Raw genomic sequence first — 2,142 nt, forward strand, 5'->3', positions numbered from 1 at the left:
GTACTCGCCCACGCTGGGCAGGAAGCCGAACACCACCGAGGCCAACAACTGCAGGGTGCTGAGCGCCAGCGTGATGCGCGCCAGCCACCCCCAGAGTGCCGAGCCGCTTTCGCGCAGATAGTTGGCCGCGGCACGCCAGGCGCCGACGATGCACCACAGGTTCAGCGCCAGCAGCAGCGGCATGGTCACCAGCAGCGAGATGGCGCTGACCTGTAGCGAGTCGCCCTTGACGCTGATCCAGGTCATCAGGCCCGTCAGCAGGAAAGCCAATGGCGTGGCGACGAGGAAGTTGTTGACCCAGTAGCTGCGCACCAGGCTCATCTCGCCATGCCAGTGGCGGGCGAAGTAGCCGCGCTTGGATTCGCGGATCACGCGGGTGCGCGGCGACCGGGCGCCCGCCGGACGCGGGCGGTTCGAGGACTGCTGCCAGGCCGCAGCTTCGGGCGCCGGCTCAGGCGCGGCGCGTGGTGCATGGTGATCGACCAGCGTGGGATCGACGTAGGGGCGGCGATTTTGAGCGTCTGTCATGTGCCGCGCAGCTTACTGAGCCAGGCGCTGAAACCAAGGTGGCTATTCACCGCCGCACTTCAGCTGCGGTAATTGTTCAGCATCGGATAGCGCCTTGCCACGAGCGCAAACAGGGTCGCGGCCACGAGCGCGAAGCCGGCGAAGAAGAACATCAGGCAGGCGGTCTCGCTGTAGCCGGTCGACTTGATCGCCTGCAGCGCCGCCGGGCTCTTGATGCTGACGTTGGACAGCAGCACCCACAGGTTGCCGATGGTCACCGACAGGCTCCAGAAGCTCATGATCGTGCCCTTCATGGACAGCGGTGCCTGGCTGTAGGCGAACTCCAGCCCGGTGGCCGAGACCAGCACCTCGCCCAGCGTCAGCAGCGCATAGGGCAGCATCTGCCAGACGATGCTGACCGTCGTGCCTTCGTCCAGCCACAGCTGCAACACGCCGGCGACGATCCAGGCCGCACCCGCCAGCGCGATGCCTGCGCCCATGCGGCGCAGTGCCGTCACCTGCAGGCCCATGCGTTGCAGCGTGGGATAGAGCACCAGGTTGTTGAAGGGGATCAGGATCATCACCAGCGCCGGGTTCAGCGCCTGCATCATGGACGACTGGAACCAGGCGGGCTTGGCCATCTGATCGGCCTGCAGCACCCAGGTCGAGGCCTTCTGGTCGAACAGCGACCAGAACGGCGTGACCAGCGCGAACAGCACCAGCACGCGCAGCACGCTACGCACACCGTCGACAGCCTCGTCCGGATGCACGCCGCGCGCGCGCTCCAGCTGCATCGCCGCGCCCACGCCGCCAAAGCCCATCACCAGCACGAGGGCCAGGCAGACCGCCGGCACGAGGCCCAGGCCATCGATGCGGCTCAGCGAGTAGGCCGCACCAACGAGACCAAGCGATGCCACGGCGGCGCCAGCGCCGCCGGCCTTCAAGGCCGTCCAAACCACCTTCAAAAAGCTGTGCGGGTTGGCGCCGTGTGCCGGCTGGTGCACATACTTCTTGCGGCCGCTCCACAGGATGACGGTGGCGGCCAGCATCAGCAGACCCGGCAGCGCGAAGGCGACGCTGGCGCCATAGTTCTTCAGGATGAGGGGCATCAGCAGCGACGCGAAGAAGCTGCCGAAGTTGATGATCCAGTAGAAGGCGTCATAGACCTTCTGCGCCAGCGTCCGGTTGCTCTTGTCAAACTGGTCGCCAACGAATGAACTCACCAAGGGCTTGATGCCACCCGAGCCGAGCGAGATCAGGAACAGGCCGAAGTAGAAGCCCCGGATGCTGTCGTCGAACAGGGCCAGGCAGGCATGCCCCGCGCAGTACAGGATGCTGAACCAGAAGATGGTCGGGTACTTGCCGAAGAAGCGGTCGGCCAGCCAACCGCCCAGCAGCGGGAAGAAATAGACACCGATGACGAAGGTGTGGAACACCTCCTTGGCCTCGGCCTTGCGCAGGTCCTCGGGAATGGCCAGCAGCAGGCTGGTCATCATGAAGACCGTCAGGATGTTGCGCATGCCGTAGAAGCTGAAGCGCTCGCATCCTTCGTTGCCGATGATGTAGGGGATCTGCGGCGGCATCTTGGCCGCGGGGCTTGCCGCGGTGGCGGCGTCTGCGGTGACAGTGGTCGTC

At 65.6% G+C, this 2,142-nt stretch carries 1 protein-coding gene and 1 pseudogene; both read right to left on the reverse strand.

Translation table 11 applies throughout. The annotated features are described in order from the left end of the window. Positions 1-528 (reverse strand): annotated as a pseudogene (locus tag AC1DU6_RS28670) (hypothetical protein); the annotation flags it as partial. Between the two features lie 59 nt (positions 529-587). Further along, on the reverse strand, positions 588-2,090 hold the full coding sequence (locus AC1DU6_RS28675; protein WP_477861293.1) for a POT-type proton-dependent oligopeptide transporter: 1,503 nt from the start codon (positions 2,088-2,090) through the stop codon (positions 588-590). Positions 2,091-2,142 lie beyond the last annotated feature (52 nt).

The sequence above is a fragment of the Roseateles sp. P5_B10 genome (assembly GCF_056400485.1).